Raw genomic sequence first — 18991 nt, forward strand, 5'->3', positions numbered from 1 at the left:
GTACCGAGGGGCCGGCGCCGCCTCCGGGGCGGCCGCCGGAAGGGGAGGCCCGGCATTCCTTTGTGAAGGATGGGGGCGGCGTGCTGCCGTGCGCCGGGCGGTGTGCTGGTCTGGCTGCCTGGCTTGTCCACCGTCGGAAGGATCACGCACCGTGGCACGCTCCCTGACCCGGCGTCACCTCCTCGGCACCGCGGCGGCGCTCGGCGGCGCCGCCGCCCTGGCCGGACCGCCGGCCTCCGCCGCCCAGGCCGCCACCGGCGGTGGCGGCAGCGCGGCTTCCTGGCCCGCCACCATCGCCACACCGCCCGGCTTCCAGCCCGAGGGCATCACGATCGGCCCCGGGGCCGTCGCCTACACCGGCTCCCTCCTCGACGGCTCGGTCTACGCCGCCGACCTGGCCACCGGACGCGGCCGGATCATCACCGAGGGGCAGGGCCCCATGTCGGTGGGCCTCAAGGTCGCCCCGTACGGCAGGCTCGTGATCGCCGGCGGCGACACCGGGCAGATCAGGGTCGTCGACCGCCGCTCCGGGCGCCCGCTGGCGGCCTGGCAGGCGGCGACCGGCACGGCGTTCGTGAACGACGTGGTGGTGGGCTGCGGCGGCGCCTGGTTCACGGACTCCTTCAACGACGTCCTCTACCACGTGCCCGTGCGCCGCACCGTCCCCTCCGCCTCCCCGGTGCGCACACTGCCGCTGACCGGCGCCTGGGCCCCGACACCGCCCGGCGGCCAGACGTTCGGCGCCAACGGCATCGAACTGACCCCGGACCGCCGAGGCCTGCTCGTCGTCAACGACAACTCCGCCCTCCTCTACCGGGTCGACCCGCGCACCGGCGAGACCACCGAGGTCGCCCTGACCGGCGGCGCGGTGAGCAACGGCGACGGCCTGGTCCTGCACGGCCGCACCCTGTACGTCGTGCGCAACTGGGCCTACGCGGTCGACGTCTTCCGCCTCACCGGCGACGGCACCCGCGGCACCTTCGTCAGGCGCATCACCGACCCCCGCTTCGACGAACCCACCACGGCCGCCGTCCACGGCGACCGCCTCTACGTCGTCAACGCCCGCTTCGACTCCGACTGGTCGGACCCGACGATGTCGTCGACGATCGTGGCGGTGCCGCTTTAGGGCACCGGAGCGGCACAGCGCCGGCGGGTGTCCCTCTTCCTGGGGGAGCCCTCGCCGGCGCGAGCCGGTCAGAGCCGCTGGATGATCGTCCCCGTAGCCAGGGCGCCCCCCGCGCACATCGTGATCAGGGCGAATTCCTTGTCCGTGCGCTCCAGTTCGTGGAGGGCCGTGGTGATGAGGCGGGCGCCCGTCGCGCCGACCGGGTGGCCCAGGGCGATGGCGCCGCCGTTGACGTTGACCTTGTCGAGGTCCTGGTCGAAGACCCGGGCCCAGCTCAGGACGACGGACGCGAACGCCTCGTTGATCTCGACCAGGTCGATGTCCTTCAGGGTCATGCCCGCCTTGCCGAGGACGGCGTTGGTCGCGTCGATGGGGCCGTCGAGGTGGTAGTGGGGGTCGGCGCCGGTGAGGACCTGGGCGACTATGCGGGCCCGGGGCTTGAGCTTCAGGGCCCGCGCCATGCGCTTGGAGGCCCACATGATGGCCGCCGCGCCGTCCGAGATCTGCGAGGAGTTGCCGGCGGTGTGCACGGCGGTCGGCATGATGGGCTTCAGGCCGGACAGGGCGTCGAGCGAGGTGTCCCGCAGGCCCTCGTCGCGGTCCACCAGACGCCACATGCCCTGGCCGGCGCGCTGTTCGTCCTCCGTGGTGGGGACCTGGACCGCGAACGTCTCGCGTTTGAAGCGCTCCTCCGCCCAGGCCGCCGCCGCCCGCTCCTGCGACAGCAGGCCGAGCCGGTCCACGTCCTCGCGTGTCAGGCCCCGTTTGCGGGCGATGCGCTCCGCCGCCTCGAACTGGTTGGGGAGGTCCACGTTCCACTCGTCGGGGAACGGCTTGCCGGGGCCGTGCTTGGAGCCGGAGCCCAGCGGCACCCGGGACATCGCCTCCACACCGCAGGAGATGCCGACGTCGATGACACCCGCCGCGATCATGTTGGCGGTCATGTGGGAGGCCTGCTGCGAGGAGCCGCACTGGCAGTCGACCGTGGTCGCGGCCGTCTCGTAGGGCAGGCCCACGGTCAGCCAGGCCGTGCGGGCGGGGTTCATGGACTGTTCGCCGGCGTGGGTCACCGTGCCGCCGACGACCTGCTCGACGGCGTCGGCGGGGATGCCGGTGCGGTCCAGCAACTCGCGGTAGGTCTCGCCGAGGAGGTAGGCGGGGTGGAGGTTGGCCAGCGCGCCTGAGCGCTTGCCGATGGGGGTGCGGACGGCTTCCACGATCACGGGTTCGGCGGCCATGGGTGCGGATCCTTCCGGGGGGCGGCTCCAGCAGGCGGAACTAGTACGTGTTCTAGTTCCTGTTGCAGTCTGCTGATGTGACGTCGCTCACCGCAAGGGTCTTGCAGCCTTCGGCGCCCTCAACTACCTTCGCCGCAACCTGTTTCTGATAGACCGTCAGTTCACATACTCCCTGGTGCCCCCTGGCTGGAGCTGCCCATGCCCTGTCCGGCGCTTCCCGACGGGTTCGACTTCACCGACCCCGACCTGCTGCATCACCGCGTGCCCCTGCCCGAGTTCGCCGAGCTGCGCCGGGCGGAGCCCGTGTGCTGGATCCCGCAGTCGGGGCGCATCGCCGGCTTCGACGACGAGGGGTACTGGGCGGTGAGCCGGCACGCCGACGTCCGGTACGTCTCCACGCACCCCGAGCTGTTCTCCTCCAGCCTCAACACCGCGATCATCCGCTTCAACCAGCACATCGAGCGCGCGACCATCGAGGCGCAGCGGCTGATCCTGCTGAACATGGACCCGCCGGAGCACACCCGGGTGCGGCAGATCGTGCAGCGCGGCTTCACGCCCCGTTCCGTCCGGGCGCTGGAGGGGCGGTTGCGGGAGCGGGCCGGCGCCATCGTGGACGGGGCGCGCCGCCGCTCGGGGCCCTTCGACTTCGTCACCGAGGTCGCCTGCGAGCTGCCGCTTCAGGCCATCGCGGAGCTGATCGGCGTACCCCAGGACGACCGGGCGAAGATCTTCGACTGGTCCAACAAGATGATCGCCTACGACGACCCCGAGTACGCCATCACCGAGGAGGTCGGCGCGCGTTCCGCGGCCGAGATCATCGCCTACGCCATGAACATGGCCGCCGAGCGGAAGCGGTGCCCGGCCGAGGACATCGTCAGTACCCTCGTCGCCGCCGAGCACGAGGGCAATCTGAACTCCGACGAGTTCGGGTTCTTCGTGCTGATGCTGGCCGTCGCCGGCAACGAGACGACCCGCAACGCCATCACCCACGGCATGCACGCCTTCCTCACCCACCCCGAGCAGTGGGAGCTGTACAAGAGGGAGCGGCCGGCCACGACCGCCGAGGAGATCGTGCGGTGGGCCACGCCGGTCGTCTCCTTCCAGCGCACCGCCACCCAGGACACCGAACTGGGGGGTGCGCGGATCAGGAAGGGTGACCGTGTCGGGCTCTTCTACGCCTCCGCCAACCACGATCCCGAGGTGTTCGAGGAACCCGACGCCTTCGACATCACCCGGGACCCCAATCCGCACCTCGGTTTCGGCGGGGGAGGGCCCCACTTCTGCCTGGGCAAGTCCCTCGCCGTGCTGGAGATCGACCTGATCTTCAACGCCGTCGCCGACGCCCTGCCGGACATCCGTGCGGCGGCGGAGCCGCGGCGGCTGCGGTCGGCGTGGATCAACGGGATCAAGGAGCTGCGGGTGACGGCGTAGCCGCGGTGTACGCCGAAGGCGGCGGCCCCGGGTGCCGGGGTCGCCGCCTACGGTGCGGTGCGGGGGGTGGGTACGGCTCAGTACCAGTGGTGGGCCTGCCAGAAGTTCCAGGCGCCGACCGGGCTGCCGTAGCGGGAGTTCATGTAGTCGAGGCCCCACTTGATCTGGGTGGCGGCGTTGGTCTTCCAGTCCGAGCCGGCGGAGGCCATCTTGGAGCCGGGGAGGGCCTGGACGAGGCCGTAGGCGCCGGAGGAGGCGTTGACGGCGTCGACGTCCCAGCCGCTCTCGTGCTCGACGATCTTGGAAAAGGCGTTGTACTGCGCCGCGTTCGGGATCATCTTCTTCGCGATCGCCTTGGCCTGGCCGGCCGAGTCCGCGGACGCCGGGGCGGCGTGGGCGGGGGCCGCGGCCAGCGCCATGCCGGCGGTGGCGGTGACCACGGCGGCGGTGGTGAGGACCTTCTTGGGGGCGGAGGCGACGCGGCGGATGACGGAGAACGACACGGAGAACCTTTTTCTTCGGGGACGGTGCTGTCGCGGGCGGGCCGCGCCGCGGGGGCGGTGCTGCCGGCGTGCGTCGGCGCCGAGGCCCGGGGGGCTCGTCGGCGCCGTGCGACGTCATCCAGAGAAGCAGGCCCGAAATGGGCTGGCAAATACCCCTTGTACTAGTTGTGGTCGCATGCGGAGAGCCGACGGCCTCTGTGACCTGGGTCTCAAAGGCCAGGTCGGAGGCCCTTTTGGTGTGGGCATGATGTCCGGAATGCCCTACTAAGGTGTGTAGTGGGTGACGTGGGTCATGTGGGGTGCTTCACCGTGGCCGGAGGGTGCGCGGGGTCCTCGTGAGGGGTGAAGGTGACCGGCGTCTCGAAGGCCGCCCGCCGGGTGGCCCGCCGCAGCGCCTTCAGCACGGCGGGGCCGACGGCCAGGGTCAGCAGCACCGTGCAGACCGCCCGGCCGAGGTCCCAGCCGAGGGAGGTGGCCAGGCAGTACGCGAGGAAGCGGGCCAGGTTCGCGGCCGGTCCGGCGTCCGGGTCGAACGCGATGGTCGTGCTGTCGGCGGACAGGAACGGCCAGCCCTGCATGTTCATGGCCGTGCCGTACGCGAAGGCGGCCAGGAACCCGTAGCCCGCGAGCATCAGCACCTCGCCCCGGCCGCGCAGCCGCTCCGGGCCCGGCAGCAGACCCGCGCCCATGGTGAACCAGCCCATGCACAGCATCTGGTACGGCAGCCAGGGGCCGACCCCGCCCGTGAGCAGCGCGGACGCGAACATCGTCACGCAGCCGAGGACGTAGCCGAAGCCCGGGCCGAGGACCCGGCCGCTGAGCACCATCAGGAAGAACATCGGCTCCAGACCGGCCGTCCCCGCGCCGATCGGGCGCAGCGCGGCGCCGGTCGCCGCCAGCACACCGAGCATCGCGACCGCCTTCGGGCCCATCCCGGACTCGGCGATGGTCGCCGCCACCACCGCGACCAGCAGCACCAGCAGCCCCGCGAAGAGCCAGGGCGCGTCCTGCGCGTGGGCCACCGCCGACGAGTCGGGCGGCGCGAAGAAAGGCCAGGTCAGCGCCGCCACCCCGACCGCGCTGACCAGCCCCAGCGTGACCACGGACCGTGCCCCCAGCCGCACGGCACGGACCCGGCGCCGGCCTCCGGCGTCCCCCGGGGCTGCCGCGCCCGGAGCCGTCCGCGGGGCCACGGGGTGCGCCGTGCGCCGGGCCGGTTCGGGATCCGCGGGGCGGTCCGGTCCGGGCGGGGTCGGCCGGGGCGTCGTGGGGCGGTCCGGGGCGGGTGTCGTGGAGTGTGCGTCTTCGGAGGGCGTGGAGCGGGGTGGCTCGGGTGCCGGGGGTTGCGGGGGGTCCGTCGGTGCGGCCGGGGTCGGCTTCGGCGTCGGGTGAGGGGTCGGCTGGGAGATGCCGGGCCGTCCGGGCGCGTGGAGCGGGGTTCGCTCGGATGCGGTGGGGCGGTCCGGTTCGGGCGGGGTCGGCTGGGACGCGGTGGGGCGGTCCGGCTCGGGTCGCACGGGGTGGCGTGTCATGTGAGGGCCGCCTTCACCTCGGTCACCGTCAGCCACTTCAGCGGGGCGAGGATCTTCGCCACCTGGGGTGCGAAGGACGGGGAGGAGACCACCACCTCGGCGGCCGGACCGTCGGCGATCACCTCGCCCTCCGCCAGCAGCACCACCCGCTGGGCCAGCTCGGCGGCGAGTTCCACGTCGTGCGTGGCCAGCACGACGGCGTGGCCCTCGGCGGCCAGCGCCCGCAGGTGGGACACCAGGCGGGCCTTGGCCGCGTAGTCCAGGCCGCGGGTCGGCTCGTCGAGCAGGAGCAGCGGCGGGCGGGCCGTCAGGACGACCGCGAGGGCGAGCGACAGCCGCTGGCCCTCCGACAGATCGCGCGGGTGGAGGTCGTCGGCGACCCCGGGCAGCAGCTCCGACACCAGAGCCCGGCAGGTGCCGGGCGCGGCCCCGGCGTCCCGGTCGGCCTGCGCGCACTCGGCGGCGACCGTGTCGGCGTACAGCAGGTCGCGCGGCTCCTGAGGGACCAGGCCGACCCGGCGCACCAGCTCGCGGGGGGCCGTGCGGTGCGGGACGGCACCCGCGGCACGGACCGTGCCGGAGGCCGGCTCGACCAGGCCGACCAGCGCCGACAGCAGCGTCGACTTCCCCGCCCCGTTGCGCCCCATCAGCGCGACCGTCTCGCCGACGGACACGGTCAGGTCGACCCGCCGCAGCGCCTGTACCCGGCCCCGCCGGACGGCCAGCGAACGGACCTCGGCGACCTGGGCGACCTCGGCGCCCCCGGCGACCGGCTCGGCCCCGGCGGCCCGGCGTCCGAACAGCCGCCGGAGTGCGCGCGGGAGCGCCGGCCCCACCTGGGCCGGCCCCGCCTGGGAGGCCGGCCCCGCCTGGGAGGCCGGCTCCGCCTGGGCGGTCGGCTCCGCCTGGGACACCGGCTCCACCCCGGACGTCGGCCCCACCCGGGACGCACGGGCAGACCCCGCCCGGGACGCCGGTACTGCCGGGGCCCCCGCGCCCGAAGCGGTCGGCGCGCCGCCGCTCCCCTCCCGCCCGCTCAGGCGTTCCCGCAGGTCACCCGCCCGGCGCCGGGCATCGCGGACGGTCAGGGGCAGCGGGGACCAGCCGGCGAGGCGGCCCAGCTCCACCACCGGCGGGAACACCGGGGAGACGGTCATCACCTCGGCCGGGGTTCCGAGGACCGGGGCCGCTCCCGGGCCGGGCAGCAGGAGCACCTGGTCGGCGTAGTGGACGACCCGTTCCAGGCGGTGCTCGGCCATCAGGACCGTCGTACCGAGGTCGTGGACCAGGCGCTGGAGCACCGCGAGGACCTCCTCGGCGGCCGCCGGGTCGAGCGCGGAGGTCGGCTCGTCGAGGACGAGGACGCTCGGGTGGGCCGTGAGCACCGAGCCGATCGCGACCCGCTGCTGCTGGCCGCCGGAGAGCGTGGCCAGTGGACGGTCCCGCAGGCCGGCCAGGCCCAACAGGTCCAGGGTCTCCTCCACACGGCGGCGCATCACCTCCGGCGGCAGGCCCAACGACTCCATGCCGTAGGCGAGTTCCTCCTCCACCGTGTCCGTGACGAAGTGGGACAGCGGGTCCTGGCCGACGGTCCCCACCACGTCGGCGAGGTCACGCGGCTTGTGGGTGCGGGTGTCGCGGCCGGCGACCGTGACCCGTCCGCGCAGGGTGCCGCCGGTGAAGTGCGGGACCAGCCCGCTCACCGCGCCGAGCACCGTCGACTTGCCGACCCCCGACGGGCCGACCAGCAGCACCAGTTCACCCTCCGGCACCTCGAAGCCGAGGCCCCGGACGGCGGGTCCGGGCGCCCCTTCGTACGTCACGGAGACATCCTCGAAGCGGATCACTGCGGCTCCTCGGCGGCGACGGCGGGGGAGGGGGACGGGACAGGGGAAGAGGGCGGGGACGGGGGCGGGGTCACGAAGGCGGGCAGCAGGCCCAGCAGGACGGCCGCGGCCGGCCACAGCGGGAACTCGGGGGCCACCAGCGGGACCACACCGGGACGCAGCGCCGCCGGGTCCCGGTCGGCGGCCAGCGCCAGCAGCGCGGCCACCGCCGCGCCCGAGCCGGCCACCAGCCAGGCCGGCGGACCCCAGCGGTCGGGCCGGTACCGGGTGCGCGGCGTACGGCGGCCACCGAGCCGGAGCCCGGCCAGCGCGGCCGCGACCCCGGCCAGCAGCACCGGCATCCCGTACCCGGCGCCCTCGGCGGTCAGCAGCCCGTACGTCCCCGCGCACACCCCGAGCAGCCCGGCGAGGGTGAGAGCGGCGGTCGTACGGCGGACCGCGGCCGGGACCCGCGCGGTCCGCCCGTAGCCGCGGGAGTCCATCGCGGCGGCCAGCGCCACCGAACGCTCCAACGCCCCCTCCAGCACCGGCAGTCCGACGTGCAGCAGGCCCCGGACACCGCGGTCGGGGCGGCCCCGCAGCCGGCGGGCGGCGCGCAGCCGGTGGACGTCCGCGATCAGGTTCGGGGCGAAGGTGAGCGCCACGACGACGGCCACGCCCGTCTCGTACAGGGCGCCGGGCAGCGCCTTCAGCAGGCGGGACGGGCTGGCGAGGGCGTTCGCGGCGCCGACGCAGATCAGCAGCGCGGCCAGCTTCGCACCGTCGTAGGCGGCGAAGAGGACCCCCTCGGCGGTCACCCGGCCGCCCAGGCGGATGCCCTTCGCCCAGTCGGGCAGCGGGACTTCGGGGAGCGTGAGCAGGATGTGGGTGCCCGGGATCGGGGAGCCGAGGACCACCGCGAACAGCACGCGGACGGCGATCACGGCGAGCGCCAGCCGGACGAACGCGCCGTAGGAGCGGGCCCAGGGCGCGTCGGGGCGGCGGGCGGCCACCACATAGCCGGAGACGGCGACGAGGAGGCCGAGCAGCAGGGGGTTGGTGGTGCGGGTGGCGGCGGTGCCGAGCCCCAGCGCCCAGAGCCACCAGGCGCCGGGGTGCACGGCCGCGCGCTCACGCATCGCGGCGTCGCCTGACCTGCCACAGGGTCGCCGCGGCGACGAGGACGACGGCGCCGACGCCGGCGAGCAGCCCGAGGAGGGTGCCGCCGGTGTCGGAGTCCTGCCCGGCGGCCTCGCTCTGCGCCGTCGGTGAGCCCTCGGGCTTCCGCGACTCCTGCGGCTTCCCCACCGAGACCTGTTCCCCGCAGCCCTTCGCGGGGTAGCCCGCGATGGCGCAGAGCAGGGCGTTGGCGTCGTAGCGCAGCGGCTTGGCCTCCGCCGCCAGGGCCTCGGCGGCGGAGGCGTCCTCACGCACCCGCGCGCAGGCCGTGCGCGGGGCGGGCGGGCTCTCGCCGGACGGGGCGTCGGCCGCCGTGCCGAAGTCGATGACCAGCGCGACGCGCTTCATGCCGTCCTGGGCCGGGGTGCCCGCGCAGATCGGCCCGAAGGCGGCCGCTCCCCGGGGCCGGTCCGCGTCCGCGGAGTCCTCGCTGACCGCGAACCGGAAGCCCTGCACGTCACCGTCGGCGGGGCGCGCGGTCGCGGGGCCCTCGGTGGCGTACGTCCAGCCCTGGGCGTCGTGGGTCCAGTAGGACCAGTAGCGGTAGCCGGTCGCCGCCCCGGCCGTACCCGCGGTGGGCAGCGGCAGGAGCAGGGCGGCCAGGACCGCCGACAGGGCGAGCGCGGCACGGCGGCGCGTCAGGGCCGCCGGTGCCGGCGGGGCGGCCCCGGGGCGGCGGCGGGTCACGCCTGCCGCTTCCGGGACCGGACCACCAGGACGGCGCCGCCGGCCGCGATCAGGACCAGCAGGACGATGCCCGTGACGGCGCCCGCGCCCAGGCCCTCGTCGTCGCGGTCCGCCGCCGCGGAGGCGGGGGAGGCGGACGCGGACGCTGCGGACGACGGGGCCGGCACGGACTTGGGGGCCGGGCCGCTCTTGTTCAGCCGCTCCACCAGGTCGGCGCCGCCGAAGTCGTGCGGGTCGGCCCCGGTCGCCAGGGACGTCAGGATCAGCTGCGCGTAGGCCGCCGGGCCGGTCATGTCGGCCCACGCCTCGGAGTTGGCCTTCAGCCAGCCCAGGGTGGCGGTGGCCTCGGTCCGCAGGCCGGCCGTGGCGAGGGCGAGGGCGGCGTCGGCGGTGTTGCCGAAGTCGGGCTGGTTCTCGGCGCCGGGGAGGGTGGAGACCAGGTGGTGGTCCTTGTCCAGGGTGCGGGCCAGGTAGGCGGCGGCGTTGCGGGCGGCGTGCGCCGGGTCGGTGGTCTTCTCGCAGGCCGGCACGCCCGTCAGCGGCTGCGCGGGGCGCTGTCCGGCGAGCGTCGCGCCGAACCCGCCGAGGACGGCCGCCGCCGTGGCGTCGGCGTTGGCGGCGAGCTTGCCGCTCTTGTCCGGCTGGTAGGCGAAGGATCCCGCGTCCGTGGAGCCGTCGCACGGCAGGGCGAACGTCAGCAGGGCGTCGTGGGGGGACTTGCCGTCCTTGCGGACCTGTCCCGGCTTCAGGCCGGCTGCGTCGAGGGCGCCGATCACCACGGACGTCGAGTTGGTGTCGCTGGGGCCGCCGGGCATGTAGCCCCAGCCGCCGTCCTTGTTCTGGACCGACCTCAGCCAGGTGACGGCCTTGTCGGTGGCGGTGCGATGGCCGCCGAGCGCGGCGAGCGCCTGGACCGCGGCGGCGGTGCTGTTGGTGTCGACCGTCACCTTGGCGTCGCAGGGCTTCGCCGGGTCGACGCGGAAGGCGGGGAAGGAACCGTCGGCGCACTGCTGGCCGGCCAGCCAGCCGACCGCCTCGTCGGCCGGGACGACACCGACGGCGTGCTGCGCGAGCAGAGCGTACGACTGGCGCCACACACCGTCGTACGTCGGGTCGGCCAGGCCGTACAGGCCGTCGGGTATCACCACCGACGGGGTCGGGGACGGCGGGGCGGCGACGGCGGGCGTGGCGGCGCCGATCACGGCGATGGCTGCGGCCAGCGCCGCGGTGGTGCGGCGGACGTTCATGATCGGCGGGTGCCTCTCCCTAGGGGGAGCCGGGCAGCGCGGGACACCCCGGGCGGCTCGGCTCCGTAGACCTCGACGGTGCCTGCCGTGCGGCGGCGGACGCCGACGCACGTGAGCCGGTCACGTCCGCGCGGGGCAGTCCGGCTCACCGTCCGGGGACGGCTCACGGTTGCGGGTCAGCGCCGGAATTGCACCGGCTTCCCCCCGTACGGGTGTGATGACGACGCCGCTACTGTACCGGGCGGTAGACCGGGCCCGGAGGGCCCCCGCGTCCCGGCGACCTTTCCGTGACCTGGCGGGCCGCCTACACGGCGGCGTACGCCACCGGATCGCTCCCCGGCACCGCCTCAGCGCGCCCCGACTTCACCAGCCGGCGCAGATGGGCCTCCGCCTCCGCCACGGCGATGGTGCGCGAGGCGTACGGGATGTCGGGCCAGGGCCGGTTCCACGCCATGCGCTCGGCGAGCTGCCACGGGGTGAGCGGGGCGGTCAGCAGGGCGTGCAGGCCGGTGAGGCGCTCCTCGTGATGGGCGAGCAGTTCCCGCACCCGGGCCGGGGCGTCGGTGAAGGGGTGCTGGTGGGCCGGGAGGATCTCGGCGGGGGCGAGGCGGCCGACGCGCTCCAGGGAGTCCAGGTAGTCGCCGAGGGGGTCGGTGACGGCGGTGTCGTCGGGGTCCTCGTACAGGCCGATGTGCGGGCTGATCCCCGGCAGCAGGTGGTCGCCGGAGAACAGCCGCCCGTGGCCCGGGAGTCCGCCGGGGTGCTCCTCCTCCAGGTGCAGGCAGACGTGGCCCGGCGTGTGGCCCGGGGTCCACACCGCGCGCAGCCGGCGGCCCGGGAGGTCGAGGAGTTCGCCGGGGGTGATCTCGCGGTCCGGCAGGGCGGGGGAGAGGCCGGGCAGTGTGCGGCCGTGCCCGGCGCCGCGCAGGGGTGCCACGTGCTCCTCGGGGGCGCCGGCCGCCGTCAGCTTCTCCGCCATGTACGCGAACCAGCGCTCCGGGCGGGTCTCCCGCGTCCGCCGGACGACGGCCAGGTCCGCCGGGTGCATCGCCAGCCAGGCGCCGGACGCCTCCCGCACCCGGCCGGACAGCCCGTGGTGGTCGGGGTGGTGGTGGGTGACGACCACGCCGTACAGCTCGGCGACGTCGGTGCCGCAGGCCCGCAGGCCCTCGGTGAGGGTGTCCCAGGCGGTGGGGTCGTCCCATCCGGTGTCGATGAGCACCGGGCCACGGTCGGTGTCGACGACGTGGACCAGGGTGTGGCCGAGCGGGTTGTCCGGGATGGGGACCCGGACGGACCGGACGCCGCCGCCGTGGTCGTACACCTGTGCCATGGACTCCCCAATCGCCGCGCCGCGTACGGTCACTATAACTAGAACGCGTTTCGACAGGAGGCTCGACGCATACGGGTCCGTCCGTCACCCGTCCGTCGGCCGCCTGTCGCCCTCCCGTCCGTGGACTCCTTGGTGCGGAACTGGTATCTGTTCCAGAAAGGTGGCCTGACGGTTCGTCAGGCACATGGCTCCGGGAGGCAGTCGGCCATGACCGAGCTCAGGGAACACGGACAGCTGTTCATCGGCGGGGAGTTGACCGACCCTCTCGGCCGGGACGTCATCGAGGTGGTGTCGCCGCACACCGAGGAGGTCATCGGCCGGGTGCCGCACGCCTCGCCGGCCGACGTCGACCGGGCGGTCGAGGCGGCCCGCCGCGCCTTCGACGAAGGGCCCTGGCCGCGGCTTCCGTTGGAGGAGCGGATCGCCGTCGTCACACGCATCAAGGACGGGATCGCCGCCCGCCACGAGGAGATCGCCCGGGTGATCTCCGCCGAGAACGGCTCCCCGTACTCCTGGAGCGTCCTCGCCCAGGCGCTCGGCGCGATGATGGTCTGGGACGCGGCGATCACCGTCGCCCGGGACTTCACCTACGAGGAGCGGCGCGCCGGGGTGCTCGGGCCGATCCTCGTGCGCCGGGAGCCCGTCGGGGTCGTCGCGGCCGTCGTGCCCTGGAACGTCCCGCAGTTCGTGGCCGCCGCCAAGCTCGCGCCCGCGCTGCTGACCGGGTGCGCGGTCGTCCTCAAGCCGTCGCCGGAGTCGCCGCTGGACGCCTACCTCCTCGCGGAGATCGCGGCCGAGGCGGGGCTGCCGCAGGGGGTTCTGTCGGTCCTCCCGGCCGACCGTGAGGTCAGCGAGTACCTGGTCGGGCACCCCGGCGTGGACAAGGTCTCCTTCACCGGGTCGGTCGCGGCCGGCAAGCGGGTCATGGAGGTCGCCGCCCGCCACCTCACCCGGGTCACCCTGGAGCTGGGCGGCAAGTCGGCGGCCGTGGTGCTCCCCGACGCGGACGCGGCCACGGCGGTCGCCGGCATCGTCCCGGCGGCCTGGATGAACAACGGCCAGGCGTGCGTGGCCCAGACCCGCATCCTCGTCCCGCGCTCGCGCTACGACGAGTTCGCCGACGCGTTCGCGGCGGCGGCGAGCGCGCTCGTGGTCGGCGACCCGCTGGACCCGGCGACCCAGGTCGGCCCGCTGGTGGCCCGGCGCCAGCAGCGGCGCAACCTCGACTACATCCGGATCGGGCAGGAGGAGGGCGCCAAGATCCTCACCGGCGGCGGGCGTCCGGCGGGTCTGGAGCGGGGCTGGTACGTCGAGCCCACCCTCTTCGGCGACGTCGACAACTCCATGCGGATAGCCCGCGAGGAGATCTTCGGCCCGGTGATCTGCCTGCTGCCCTACCGCGACGAGGCCGAGGCCGTGAGGATCGCCAACGACTCCGACTACGGGCTGAGCGGCAGCGTCTGGACGGCCGACGTCGAGCGCGGCATCGGGATCGCCCGGCAGGTGCGCACCGGCACCTACTCCGTCAACACCTTCAGCCTCGACATGCTGGGCCCGTTCGGCGGCTACAAGAACAGCGGGCTGGGGCGGGAGTTCGGGCCCGAGGGGTACGGCGAGTACCTGGAGCACAAGATGATCCACCTGCCGGCGGGGGCGTAGCCGGATGGGCGACCGCTGGCACGTGGAGGTCGACCGCTCCCTGTGCATCGGCTCGGGCCAGTGCGTCCACCGCGCGGCGGACGGCTTCCGTCTCGACGCGGCCCGCCAGTCCCGGCCGGTCGAGCCGGACACCGACGCCGACGAGCGGGTGCTGGAAGCGGCGGAGAACTGCCCCGTGGAGGCCATCACGATCACGCTGCTGGGCAGCGGGGAGGCGGTGTTCCCGCCGGAAGAGTAAAAAATCCCTTCTGGGGGGTTTCATCCTCTTCGTGGCGTTCTATTCTGGAATTGGCCTACGAGGCGAGTGAGGGAGTCCAACCGGAGTAGCCGACTTGGGCGAGAGACCACCAGGTTTCCGCCGAGGCCGACGGCGACGGTCGGGCTGAGAGGCCGAACGGCAGCAGTCGGGCCGAACGGCGACCCCCGGAACCTGATCCGGACCATGCCGGCGCAGGGAACCCGTCTCGTAGGTCCCTTCTGTGCGCCTGCCGCGTCCCGTGCCCTTCTGCTGACCTTCCGCGCGCCCGCCGGGTCCCGTGCGAGACTGCGGCCCGGCATCCGTGATCCACGAGGGGCGGGGGGCGTATGCGCGTGAAGGGGGCCGTGGTGGCCGTGGCCGCCGCGACGGCGGTCCTGGCGGGGTGTGGCGGAGGCGGCGGTACGGCGGCGCCCGGGGCGAGCGGTTCCGCGCCGGCCGCGAGCGCGGCGGCGGAGTCCGGGGGTGTCACGGCCGCCGCCGTGCAGGAGGACGTCCGGGCCGCCGCCGCGGCGGGCGGCTTCCCCGAGCCGGCGTTCGCCGACGCCGGCTCCCCGGCCATGCGGGCCCGCCCCTGCCAGGTGGCCGCGGGATCACGCACCCCGGCCGCACCGGACCGGAAGGCCGCCGCGCGGGTGGTCGCCGAGCTGCAGAAGCGCGGGTGGCGGGCGGAGAGCCCCGACGAGGACGAGGACGGCGTGTCCTGGCTCGTGGACAAGGACGGCTGGCACCTGCAGATCCTCGCCGGAGCCACCTCGAAGGAGGCCGCGAGCGGGACCCGGCCGATCGAGGAGCAGATCCTGTCCGGGGACTTCACGGGCCTGATGGTCATCGGCGGACGGATGCGCTGCGAGGAGACCGCTACTCCCGCTCCCTGACCTCCGTCAGGTCGATCAGCCGGCACACCGTCTCGATGTCGATCTTCACCTGGGCGATGGAGGCGCGTCCCGAGAGCCAGGTGATCAGGGCCGAGTGCCAGGTGTGCTCGATGACGCGGACCGCGGACAGCTGCTGCGGGGTCGGGTTCTCCCGGCCCATCGCGTCCAGGATGATCGCCGTGGTCTGCCGGGAGACCTGGTCCACCTCGGGGCTCACGCTGCGGTCCGCGAAGGTCAGGGCGCGCACCATGGCGTCGGCGAGGTGCGGCTCGCGCTGCAGCGCGCGGAAGGCCCGCATCAGGGTCTCCGCCACCCGCTCGGCGGCCGTGTCGCCCGCCGGGGGCTTCTTGCGCAGCGTGCCGTGCATGCGCTCCAACTGGTCCTGCATGGTGGCGACCAGCAGGTGCACCTTGGAGGGGAAGTAGCGGTACAGGGTGCCCAGGGCGACCTGGGAGGACTCCGCCACCTCCCGCATCTGCACCGCGTCGAAGCCGCCCCGGCTGGCCAGTTGCGCGCTCGCGTGCAGGATGCGGCGGCGCCGGGCCTCCTGCCGCTCGGTGAGGGGCGGCGCCGGGGACGCCCCCGCGGGCGTGTAGCCGAGCGTGGGGGACGGACGCGCACCACTGGTTTCCGCAGGCATGATCCCGATCCGTGACAGTCGGTGAGCGCTGATGATCACACCGGCGTGACGGGGCCTCCGGCCGTGGCGTGAATCACCTGATCCACTGGCCACAGTGCCCCTACCTGCCGGTAGATTCAGAGCCTCCCGAACGATCAAGTCTGAAACTTGTTCTAGGTTAGCGTCCCGTCGTAGTCTCGCGGGACAGTGCAGGCAGAAGGGGGCCCGGAGTGACCGCTGAGGCCAGTCGGGCCCGGTCCGGGAAGGACATGGCGGCTGACGGTGAGCGACCGCTCGACATCGCGCTTCTGAGCTACAAGGGGAACCCGTTCTGCGGCGGGCAGGGCGTCTACGTACGGCACCTCTCGCGCGAGCTGGCCCGCCTCGGCCACCGGGTCGAGGTCATCGGCGCCCAGCCGTACCCCGTCCTCGACGAGGGCCACCCCGGGCTCACCCTGACCGAGCTGCCCAGCCTCGACCTGTACCGCCAGCCGGACCCCTTCCGCACCCCGAAGCGTGACGAGTACCGCGACTGGATCGACGCCCTGGAAGTCGCGACCATGTGGACCGGCGGCTTCCCCGAGCCGCTGACCTTCTCGCTGCGCGCCCGGCGCCATCTGCGGGCGCGGCGGGGCGAGTTCGACGTGGTGCACGACAACCAGACACTCGGCTACGGGCTGCTGGGCGACATCGGCGCCCCCCTCGTCACCACCATCCACCACCCCATCACCGTCGACCGGCAGCTGGAGCTGGACGCCGCGGGGACCTGGCAGCGGCGCTACTCCGTGCGGCGCTGGTACGCCTTCACCCGGATGCAGAAGCGCGTCGCGCGCAGGCTGCCGTCCGTGCTCACCGTCTCCGGCACCTCCCGGCAGGAGATCGTCGACCACCTGGGCGTCCGCGACGACCGTGTCCACGTCGTGCACATCGGCACCGACACCGACCTGTTCGCGCCCGACCCGTCGGTGCCCGTCGTGCCGGGCAGGATCGTCACCACCTCCAGCGCCGACGTGCCGCTCAAGGGGCTCGTCTTCCTCGTCGAGGCACTGGCCAAGGTCCGCACCGAGCAGCCCGCCGCGCACCTCGTCGTCGTCGGCAAGCGTCCCACCGAGGGACCGGTCGCCCAGGCCGTGGAGCGGTACGGCCTCGAAGGCGCCGTGGAGTTCGTCAAGGGCATCTCCGACGCCGAACTGGTCGACCTGGTCCGCTCCGCGGAGGCCGCCTGCGTGCCCTCCCTCTACGAGGGCTTCTCCCTCCCGGCGGCCGAGGCCATGGCCGCGGGCACCCCGCTGGTCGCCACCACCGGCGGGGCCATCCCCGAGGTGGCCGGGCGGGACGGGGAGACCTGTCTGGCGGTACCGCCGGGCGACCCGGGAGCGCTGGCCGCCGCCCTGCTGCGGCTGTTCGGCGACCCGGAGCTGCGCGCGCGGCTCGGCGCGGCCGGGCGCGAGCGGGTGCTGCGGAACTTCACCTGGGCCCGCGCCGCCGAGGGCACCGTGGCCCGCTACCGCGAGGCCATCGCCCGCTCCGACGCCCGCGGGCGCCCGGGCGGGGGAACCGCCGCCCCCGGCACGGCCCCGGGCCGCTCGACGACCTCCGCCGCCGCACCCGCCGTATCGACCCCCGAAAGCAGGGCCACGTGCTGACCGTCGACTTCTCCCGGTTCCCGCTCGCCCCGGGCGACCGCGTCCTGGACCTCGGCTGCGGCGCCGGACGGCACGCGTTCGAGTGCTACCGGCGCGGCGCCCAGGTCGTGGCGCTCGACCAGAACGGCGAGGAGATCCGCGAGGTCGCCAAGTGGTTCGCGGCGATGAAGGAGGCCGGCGAGGCCCCCGAGGGCGCCACCGCCACCGCCATGGAGGGGAACGCGCTCGCGCTGCCCTTCCCCGACGAGTCGTTCGACGTCGTCATCATCTCCGAGGTGATGGAGCACATCCCCGACGACAAGGGCGTACTCGCCGAGATGGTGCGCGTGCTGAAGCCCGGCGGGCGCATCGCCGTCACCGTGCCCCGTTACGGCCCCGAGAAGGTCTGCTGGGCCCTCTCCGACGCCTACCACGAGGTCGAGGGCGGCCACATCCGCATCTACCGGGCGGACGAGCTGGTCGGGAAGATCCGCGAGGCCGGACTCAAGCCCTACGGCAGCCACCACGCCCACGCCCTGCACTCGCCCTACTGGTGGCTGAAGTGCGCGTTCGGCGTGGACAACGACAAGGCGCTGCCGGTGCGCGCCTACCACAAGCTGCTGGTCTGGGACATCATGAAGAAGCCGCTGGCGACGCGCGTCGCCGAGCAGGCGCTGAACCCGCTGATCGGCAAGAGCTTCGTCGTCTACGCGACCAAGCCGCACCTGCCGCGCCTCGCCGAAGAGGCGGACGCCCGGTGACCACCCCCCGCACCGAGCACCTGGTCCTGCCCGGCGTGCTCACCGCCGAGCAGGCCGCCGCCACCGTGCGCGGCATCCTCGCCGTGCAGCGGGACGACGGGGCGATCCCCTGGTTCCGCGGCCACCACCTGGACCCGTGGGACCACACCGAGGCCGCGATGGCCCTGGACGCGGCCGGCGAGCACGCGGCCGCCGAGCGGGCGTACGACTGGCTGGCGCGCCACCAGCACGAGGACGGCTCCTGGTACGCGGCCTACGCGGACGGCGCCCACGACGACGTCACCGACACCGGACGCGAGACCAACTTCGTCGCCTACGTGGCCGTCGGGGTGTGGCACCACTACCTGTCCACCGGGGACGACACGTTCCTGGACCGCATGTGGCCGACCGTGTACGCGGCCGTGGAGTACGTGCTGCGCCTCCAGCGGCCCGGCGGGCAGATCGGCTGGCGGCGCGACGACGACGGCACGGCGGCCACCGACGCGCTGCTGACCGGCTCCTCCTCGATCCACCACGCCCTGCGGTGCGCGCTCGCCGTCGCCGAGCAGCGTGAGGAGCCGCAGCCCGACTGGGAACTGGCCGCCGGTGCCCTGCGGCACGCGATCCGGCGCCACCCCGAGCGGTTCCTGGACAAGGACCGCTACTCGATGGACTGGTACTACCCGGTGCTGGGCGGCGCGCTCACCGGCGCGGAGGCCAAGGCCCGGATCGAGGAGGGCTGGGACCGCTTCGTCGTGCCCGGGTTCGGGGTGCGGTGCGTGGTGCCCAACCCGTGGGTGACCGGCGGCGAGTCCGCCGAACTCGCCCTGGCGCTCTGGGCGATGGGCGAGTCCGACCGGGCGCTGGAGATCCTGCAGTCCATCCAGCACCTGCGGGACGCCGAGTCGGGCCTGTACTGGACGGGCTACGTCTTCGACGACGAGGCGGTCTGGCCGCGTGAACTGACCACCTGGACGGCGGGCTCCCTGCTGCTGGCCGTGGCCGCCCTGGGCGGCCACGAGGCCACCTGCGCGGTGTTCGGCGGCGAACAGCTGCCGACGGGCCTGGACCCGGACTGCTGCCGCTGACCCGCTGACCCGCCGACCGGGCGG

17 protein-coding genes are annotated in these 18991 nt (G+C 74.2%); 8 read left to right on the plus strand and 9 right to left on the minus strand.

Annotated features, from left to right (window positions below):
- Positions 1 to 151 precede the first annotated feature (151 nt).
- Entirely contained in the window at positions 152 to 1126 is a 975-nt protein-coding gene (locus AC3ET3_RS04545) for a superoxide dismutase (RefSeq protein ID WP_432158962.1), read from the plus strand.
- 68 nt (positions 1127 to 1194) lie between these two features.
- Here the strand turns inward: AC3ET3_RS04545 and AC3ET3_RS04550 are convergent, their stop codons facing one another.
- The gene (locus AC3ET3_RS04550; protein WP_435611665.1) at positions 1195 to 2364 is read right to left on the minus strand and encodes a steroid 3-ketoacyl-CoA thiolase; all 1170 of its coding nucleotides are present in this window, start codon (positions 2362 to 2364) and stop codon (positions 1195 to 1197) included.
- A gap of 198 nt (positions 2365 to 2562) precedes the next feature.
- On the opposite strand from AC3ET3_RS04550, the gene AC3ET3_RS04555 reads away from it, so the two are divergent.
- On the plus strand, positions 2563 to 3795 hold the full coding sequence (locus AC3ET3_RS04555) for a cytochrome P450 (RefSeq protein WP_432137692.1): 1233 nt from the start codon (positions 2563 to 2565) through the stop codon (positions 3793 to 3795).
- Between the two features lie 77 nt (positions 3796 to 3872).
- On the opposite strand, the gene AC3ET3_RS04560 is transcribed toward AC3ET3_RS04555, so the two are convergent.
- The 7 genes from AC3ET3_RS04560 to AC3ET3_RS04590 form a co-directional block, all read right to left on the minus strand.
- A complete protein-coding gene (locus AC3ET3_RS04560) occupies positions 3873 to 4298 on the minus strand; it encodes an aggregation-promoting factor C-terminal-like domain-containing protein (protein ID WP_432158961.1) in 426 nt (141 codons plus the stop codon).
- 290 nt (positions 4299 to 4588) lie between these two features.
- The gene (locus AC3ET3_RS04565) at positions 4589 to 5491 is read right to left on the minus strand and encodes an ECF transporter S component (protein WP_435611666.1); all 903 of its coding nucleotides are present in this window, start codon (positions 5489 to 5491) and stop codon (positions 4589 to 4591) included.
- A 335-nt stretch (positions 5492 to 5826) separates the two neighbouring features.
- Positions 5827 to 7677, minus strand: a complete 1851-nt coding sequence (locus AC3ET3_RS04570) for an ABC transporter ATP-binding protein (RefSeq protein ID WP_435611667.1) — start codon at positions 7675 to 7677, stop codon at positions 5827 to 5829.
- Positions 7674 to 8795, minus strand: a complete 1122-nt coding sequence (locus AC3ET3_RS04575; RefSeq protein WP_432137696.1) for an energy-coupling factor transporter transmembrane component T — start codon at positions 8793 to 8795, stop codon at positions 7674 to 7676. The genes AC3ET3_RS04570 and AC3ET3_RS04575 overlap by 4 nt, the downstream gene beginning before the upstream one ends.
- A complete protein-coding gene (locus AC3ET3_RS04580; RefSeq protein ID WP_432155813.1) occupies positions 8788 to 9477 on the minus strand; it encodes an SCO2322 family protein in 690 nt (229 codons plus the stop codon). The genes AC3ET3_RS04575 and AC3ET3_RS04580 overlap by 8 nt, the downstream gene beginning before the upstream one ends.
- A gap of 41 nt (positions 9478 to 9518) precedes the next feature.
- Positions 9519 to 10769 carry an SCO2321 family membrane protein gene (locus AC3ET3_RS04585; RefSeq protein WP_435611668.1) on the minus strand — a complete coding sequence of 417 codons (1251 nt, stop codon included), beginning with the start codon at positions 10767 to 10769 and terminating at the stop codon, positions 9519 to 9521.
- Positions 10770 to 11073: 304 nt separating this feature from the next.
- The gene (locus AC3ET3_RS04590; RefSeq protein ID WP_435611669.1) at positions 11074 to 12102 is read right to left on the minus strand and encodes a Strvi_7410 family MBL fold metallo-hydrolase; all 1029 of its coding nucleotides are present in this window, start codon (positions 12100 to 12102) and stop codon (positions 11074 to 11076) included.
- A gap of 207 nt (positions 12103 to 12309) precedes the next feature.
- On the opposite strand from AC3ET3_RS04590, the gene AC3ET3_RS04595 reads away from it, so the two are divergent.
- The 3 genes from AC3ET3_RS04595 (at position 12310) to AC3ET3_RS04605 (ending at position 14895) form a co-directional block, all read left to right on the plus strand.
- Positions 12310 to 13761 (plus strand): aldehyde dehydrogenase, encoded by a 1452-nt coding sequence (locus tag AC3ET3_RS04595; protein ID WP_435611670.1) that lies wholly within the window; start codon positions 12310 to 12312, stop codon positions 13759 to 13761.
- 4 nt (positions 13762 to 13765) lie between these two features.
- Complete coding sequence (locus tag AC3ET3_RS04600; protein WP_432137700.1) at positions 13766 to 13999, plus strand: ferredoxin; 234 nt, start codon at positions 13766 to 13768, stop codon at positions 13997 to 13999.
- A 347-nt stretch (positions 14000 to 14346) separates the two neighbouring features.
- On the plus strand, positions 14347 to 14895 hold the full coding sequence (locus tag AC3ET3_RS04605) for a hypothetical protein (protein ID WP_432137701.1): 549 nt from the start codon (positions 14347 to 14349) through the stop codon (positions 14893 to 14895).
- Here AC3ET3_RS04605 and AC3ET3_RS04610 read toward each other — a convergent pair.
- Complete coding sequence (locus AC3ET3_RS04610; RefSeq protein ID WP_432137702.1) at positions 14879 to 15535, minus strand: TetR family transcriptional regulator; 657 nt, start codon at positions 15533 to 15535, stop codon at positions 14879 to 14881. The two genes, AC3ET3_RS04605 and AC3ET3_RS04610, sit on opposite strands and share 17 nt — an antisense overlap.
- Before the next feature lie 209 nt (positions 15536 to 15744).
- On the opposite strand from AC3ET3_RS04610, the gene AC3ET3_RS04615 reads away from it, so the two are divergent.
- The 3 genes from AC3ET3_RS04615 to AC3ET3_RS04625 are packed head-to-tail and all read left to right on the plus strand — an operon-like array spanning position 15745 to position 18967.
- A complete protein-coding gene (locus AC3ET3_RS04615; protein ID WP_432155804.1) occupies positions 15745 to 17160 on the plus strand; it encodes a glycosyltransferase family 4 protein in 1416 nt (471 codons plus the stop codon).
- A complete protein-coding gene (locus AC3ET3_RS04620; RefSeq protein ID WP_432137704.1) occupies positions 17154 to 17900 on the plus strand; it encodes a class I SAM-dependent methyltransferase in 747 nt (248 codons plus the stop codon). The genes AC3ET3_RS04615 and AC3ET3_RS04620 overlap by 7 nt, the downstream gene beginning before the upstream one ends.
- Positions 17897 to 18967 (plus strand): prenyltransferase/squalene oxidase repeat-containing protein, encoded by a 1071-nt coding sequence (locus tag AC3ET3_RS04625; protein ID WP_432137705.1) that lies wholly within the window; start codon positions 17897 to 17899, stop codon positions 18965 to 18967. The genes AC3ET3_RS04620 and AC3ET3_RS04625 overlap by 4 nt, the downstream gene beginning before the upstream one ends.
- The last annotated feature ends 24 nt before the right edge of the window (positions 18968 to 18991 follow it).

The sequence above is a fragment of the Streptomyces sp. bgisy159 genome (assembly GCF_057707805.1).

What these genes read in the sequence shown, in the direction of transcription:
- AC3ET3_RS04550 (WP_435611665.1), bottom strand. Translation starts at nt 2,364, where the DNA reads ATGGCCGCCGAACCCGTGATCGTGGAAGCCGTCCGCACCCCCATCGGC.
- AC3ET3_RS04555 (WP_432137692.1), top strand. Translation starts at nt 2,563, where the DNA reads ATGCCCTGTCCGGCGCTTCCCGACGGGTTCGACTTCACCGACCCCGAC.
- AC3ET3_RS04575 (WP_432137696.1), bottom strand. Translation starts at nt 8,795, where the DNA reads ATGCGTGAGCGCGCGGCCGTGCACCCCGGCGCCTGGTGGCTCTGGGCG.
- AC3ET3_RS04585 (WP_435611668.1), bottom strand. Translation starts at nt 10,769, where the DNA reads ATGAACGTCCGCCGCACCACCGCGGCGCTGGCCGCAGCCATCGCCGTG.
- AC3ET3_RS04590 (WP_435611669.1), bottom strand. Translation starts at nt 12,102, where the DNA reads ATGGCACAGGTGTACGACCACGGCGGCGGCGTCCGGTCCGTCCGGGTC.
- AC3ET3_RS04595 (WP_435611670.1), top strand. Translation starts at nt 12,310, where the DNA reads ATGACCGAGCTCAGGGAACACGGACAGCTGTTCATCGGCGGGGAGTTG.
- AC3ET3_RS04600 (WP_432137700.1), top strand. Translation starts at nt 13,766, where the DNA reads ATGGGCGACCGCTGGCACGTGGAGGTCGACCGCTCCCTGTGCATCGGC.
- AC3ET3_RS04605 (WP_432137701.1), top strand. Translation starts at nt 14,347, where the DNA reads ATGCGCGTGAAGGGGGCCGTGGTGGCCGTGGCCGCCGCGACGGCGGTC.
- AC3ET3_RS04610 (WP_432137702.1), bottom strand. Translation starts at nt 15,535, where the DNA reads ATGCCTGCGGAAACCAGTGGTGCGCGTCCGTCCCCCACGCTCGGCTAC.